The sequence below is a fragment of the Stenotrophomonas sp. YJH_SMC_27 genome (genome assembly GCF_059369815.1).
On record NZ_JCAFTA010000031.1, the window covers coordinates 1 to 4,673 of the forward strand.

The following is a 4,673-nucleotide window of genomic DNA, read 5'->3' on the forward strand; positions in this document are numbered from 1 at the left end:
GCCACGGCCCTGTTCGCCGGCACGGGCGGCTTCCACCGCGGCGTTCAGTGCCAGGATGTTGGTCTGGAACGCGATGCCGTCGATGACGCTGATGATCTCGGCGATTTTCTTCGACGAGGCTTCGATGGCCGACATGGTGGTCACCACCTGGCCCACCACCTCACCGCCCTGCGAGGCGACGCCATGGGCGCCGATGGCGAGCTGGTTGGCCTGGCGGGCGTGTTCGGCGTTCTGGCGCACGGTGGAGGTCAGTTCCTCCATCGAGGCTGCGGTTTCTTCCAGATTGGCGGCCTGCTGTTCGGTACGGCGCGACAGATCGCTGTTGCCCGAGGCGATCTCACCGGCGGCCGAGCTGATCGCGCGGCTGGACTGCTTGATGCGGGTGACGATCTCGCTCAGCTGCGCGGCCGTGGCGTTGGCATCGTCGCGCATACGGGCGAACACGCCCTGGTAGTCGCCGTGCATGCGCACGGTCAGGTCACCCTGCGACAGTGCGGCGAGCAGGCCGGAGATCTGTTCGATGCTGCCGGCGTTGGCGTCCAGCAGGCCGTTGATCTGCTGGGCCAGCTGCAGGAAGAAGCCTTCCTTGTCGGTAGCATCGATGCGGCCGGACAGGTCGCCGGCGGCGGCCTGGGCGATCACGCGGGCCACTTCCGCTTCAACCTGCGCTTCCTGGGTACGGTCGCGCCATTCCACCACGTAGCCGACAGTGTCACCGTCCTCATTGCGGATGGTCGAGACGACCTGGGCAAACTGGGCGTCGCCATACTGCATCGGGCGGCGGGCGACACCGTGCGCCTTCAGGTTGCCCAGCAGGGTCTGGTCCATTTCGCCACGGTGCTCAAGCACGGTGACCGGCTTGCCGATCAGCGAGGCCTGGGCATCGAAGTCCGGCAGGTCGCGGCGCACGTCGTCCTGGTACTGGCTCAGGGTCTGCTGCAGGGCGCGATTGGTGTAAACGATGGTGTTGCTGGTATCAGTCAGGTACACGCCGGTGGAGCTGTAATCCAGCGCGGTGCGGATGCGCAGGTTCTCTCGGGCGACCGCCTGGTCGGTCTCGATGCGTTCGCGCAGGTCGCGCTGCATGCGCTGCATGGCCTGCATCAGTTCGCCTACCTCGTCCTGGCGGCTGACGTCGATATGGCCATCGAGCTTGCCACCGGCGACGTCGTTGGCGACCGAGACGGCGCCGCGCACGCTGCCGACCAGTGCGCGGGCGAACAGCCAGACCAGCACCAGGCCGAGCGCGGCGCCACCCAGCAGGGCGATCACGGTCAGCACGGCCGAGGCGGAATAGGTGGACGCGGCCTGTTCGCGCGAGGCGCGGGCCAGGCGGTTGTCTTCGGCGATCAGCGCTTCCAGTGCCGAGGCGGCCTTGCGGTGCTTGGTGCGGGTTTCGCCGACGAAGGTATCGATGGCATCGTCCGGCAGGTCCAGTTCAAGCATCTCGGTGACACTGTCATAGGAGGCCAGGGCGTCCTTCCACTCCTTGGCGAAGGTGTCGAACAGCTTCTTCTGCTGCGCGTTGTCGACCAGCTTCGGGTACTCCTTGATCGACTTGTCCATGCTCGCGCGCAGCTCGACGCCCTGCTTGCGTGCATCGGACTTGACGTCGTCGCTGGCCCGGATCAGTTGCTGGTAGGCGGCATTGCGGTATTCGCCCAGCATGCCGCGCATCTCGCCGGCGAGGCGGATGCTCTCCATGCGTGAACCGGCCAGCTCGGTGGTGACGTTGTTCAGCGAATGCAGGCCGCGATAGGCGACGATGCCCTGCAACAGCATCACCAGCAGGAGGACGCCGAAAGTCAGCAGCAGCTTCGGCATCAGTTTCAGGTTGTTGATCCACGGCATGGGCGTTGCGAGCTCCTAAGGCAGACGCGCCCGGGCATCGGGCCCGGTTGCAGCAGAAACCACGCCGGCACCAGCACCGGCGTGGTCCGACGGACAGCGGATTACTTGATGTTGGCCAGCTTCAGGCCAGCGGGCGAGCTGACTTCGATTTCCGCGCGCGAGGCGTCACGCTGGATCTTGCCGATCACGCAGACGGTCTTGCCTTCCAGGGTTTCCAGCGGGAAGGAGAACTTGCTGCGGTTCTCGCCGGCGATGCGGGCCGAGAAGGTGTGGCGCGGGAAGGCGCCGCCCATGTAAAGGAAGGTCGGCTGGCCTTCGGAACCTTCTGCGTAGCGGGCCTTTTCGACCTTGCCGCAGACCATGCCGTCCTTGCCGACCGAGCGCGGTGCCAGTTCCGGCGGGATCATGTCGGCCGACTGGGCGAACGCGGAGGAAGCGGTGGTGGCCAGGACAGCGGCCGAAACGAACGCAAGCAGGGACTTCATCGAGGTATATCTCCGGGGATGGTGATGGTCGTTCCGGTTCTGCGCGCTCCTGCGCGACCGGCTTCTGTCCCCCTATCGGCACTGCCGGGGAGAACTGAAGGGTTTTGTAACCGGAACGTGAAGCAGGTCCGCTCGGTCAGGCAGCAGCGTCTTCGGCAAGGGCGTTCTGCCCCATGTCGGCGCTGTCGAGCAGGGTCTCGATGTCCAGCAGGATCAGCATGCGGTCGTCGTGGGTGCCGATGCCGGAGATGAAGCGGGTGTCGACGGCAGCGCCGAATTCCGGGGTCGGACGGATCTGCTCGGCCGACAGCGGGATGACGTCCGAGACGCTGTCGACCACGATGCCGACCACGCGGTCTTCGACGTTCAGCACGATCATCACGGTGAAGGCGTCGTAGCGGGCATTGTCCAGGCGCAGCTTCAGGCGCAGGTCGATGACCGGCACGATGGTGCCGCGCAGGTTGATCACGCCCTTGATGTAGTCCGGTGCATCCGGCACCCGGGTGACGGCGTCGTAGCCGCGGATTTCCTGCACCTTGAGGATGTCCACGCCGTAGTGCTCGTCACCAAGGGTGAAGCTGAGGAATTCGCCACCGGCGCTGGCGGCGGAGTTGGTCTTGTCGTTCATCGAGGGGTCCTGGTTCTGCCGGAAGTCCCGGTGTCAGGCTCGATATCGGCCCCTCCGGGGGGGACTTTAGGCGCCGGCTCGGAGGCATCCGCGCACGGCGTGGGTCTGCCGAGGATCGGTAGTGCCGGCCGCTGGCCGGCAACGGCAATATGCGGGTTGCCGGCCAGCGGCCGGCACTACCCGTTGAACGCGCCCTACAGCTCGCCGTTGCGGCGTGCCTTGCGCTGGCGGTCGATGCGGAAGATGTAGCGCTGGATGGCGCTGTCGGCGCCGCGCGGAAGGGTGTCAAAGCGCATGCCCACCCGCTTGATCTCGATCCCGTTGGGTTGGCGCTGCGGCAACAGGTTGCAGACAACCAGCCCGATCTCCAGGTCCGGGCCGTCGGGCAACGACAGCACCGCCGGGTAGCGCTTCTGCAGGCTGAACACTGCGCAATCGGTTGGCACGGCGACCGCCAGGCCGCCGCCACTGATGTCCACCACCCGCATCGACAGGGCGTCGGCGCGGCTCTCGCCGGCGGGGATCCGCAGTTGGGGCGAATCAGTGACGGGGGTTTCCAGCCGGTACATCTCACGGCGTTGCAGATGCACCAGTTCGTCCGGAAGGGGGGCGCGGAAGGCAACGTGCCCATCGTTGTCCACGCGCTCCAGCGCGTGCAGGCGGAACCGCACGAGGACACGCTCGAGCTGGGCGAAGCACAGCAGATGGTCGGCCTGTTCGGCGGCGCGGTTGGAAGCCTCCTGCAGGCTGCCATCGAGCAGCAGGTAGTCTTCATCCTCTTCGAGTTCGAGCAGTGCGGTCGGGAACGACCGGTCGCGGCCGTCGATATGGGCATTGATCAGTGATCGCTGGTCGATCAGCGAGCGCAGCAGCTGGCGCAACTGGCGCGGGTTGCGGACCAGGAAACGTTCGTCGGCGGCATCAGCCGCGTGGACATCATGCACTGCAGTGTCGTTGCCGTCGGACATGGAATCTACGGTCAGGGGCGGGCGCCAGCACGCGTTGGCGCGAGGCTCGATGGGGATATCGGCCTCTGCACCGGATTATGAAGTGGGATTTGCATCACTTTCCATGCGTAAGGGGCCAGACCCCTCTCCCGAGGGAGAAGGGTCCGACCCTGGCGACATCAGAACTCCTGCCAGTCGCCGTCTGCAGCCAGCGCCGACTGGGCTGTCCCGGTGCGCAGCGTACGTGCCGGGGCCGCCTTCACGGCCGGTGCGGCAGCTGCGACCTGGCGCGGTACCGGCGCCGCCAGCGGACGCGCCGGAATGGCCGTCGTGCCCTGCGATGCCAGCCGGAAGCGGGCCACGGCTTCGCCCAGCTGCACGGCCTGGTCTTCCATTGCACGCGCGGCGGCGGTGGCTTCCTCCACCAGCGCAGCGTTCTGCTGGGTGGTTTCGTCCATCTGCACCACGGTCTGGTTGACCTGCTCGATGCCGGCGCTCTGTTCCTGCGATGCGGCGGAGATCTCGGCCATGATGTCGGTCACGCGCTGCACCGAGGCGACGATCTCGCCCATCGTGCTGCCGGCCTGGTGCACCAGGCTGGAGCCTTCGGCGACCTTGCCCACCGAGTCGTCGATCAGGCCCTTGATTTCCTTGGCGGCGGCGGCCGAGCGCTGGGCGAGGGTACGCACTTCGCTGGCAACCACGGCGAAGCCACGGCCCTGTTCGCCGGCACGGGCGGCTTCCACCGCGGCGTTCAGTGCC

At 66.7% G+C, this 4,673-nt stretch carries 5 protein-coding genes; all 5 read right to left on the minus strand.

Translation table 11 applies throughout. From position 1 onward, the window contains the following. On the minus strand, window positions 1-1,851 hold a 1,851-nt coding region (locus AC5P7R_RS22320), incomplete at its 3' end, for a methyl-accepting chemotaxis protein (RefSeq protein WP_495214198.1). Between the two features lie 101 nt (window positions 1,852-1,952). Then, a complete protein-coding gene (locus tag AC5P7R_RS22325) occupies window positions 1,953-2,336 on the minus strand; it encodes a hypothetical protein (RefSeq protein ID WP_021202161.1) in 384 nt (127 codons plus the stop codon). Window positions 2,337-2,472: 136 nt separating this feature from the next. After that, window positions 2,473-2,964 (minus strand): chemotaxis protein CheW, encoded by a 492-nt coding sequence (locus tag AC5P7R_RS22330; RefSeq protein WP_019659583.1) that lies wholly within the window; start codon window positions 2,962-2,964, stop codon window positions 2,473-2,475. A 194-nt stretch (window positions 2,965-3,158) separates the two neighbouring features. Continuing rightward, on the minus strand, window positions 3,159-3,932 hold the full coding sequence (locus AC5P7R_RS22335) for a flagellar brake protein (RefSeq protein ID WP_021202160.1): 774 nt from the start codon (window positions 3,930-3,932) through the stop codon (window positions 3,159-3,161). 158 nt (window positions 3,933-4,090) lie between these two features. Next, the coding region (locus AC5P7R_RS22340; protein ID WP_288040094.1) for a methyl-accepting chemotaxis protein at window positions 4,091-4,673 on the minus strand (583 nt) is incomplete at its 5' end.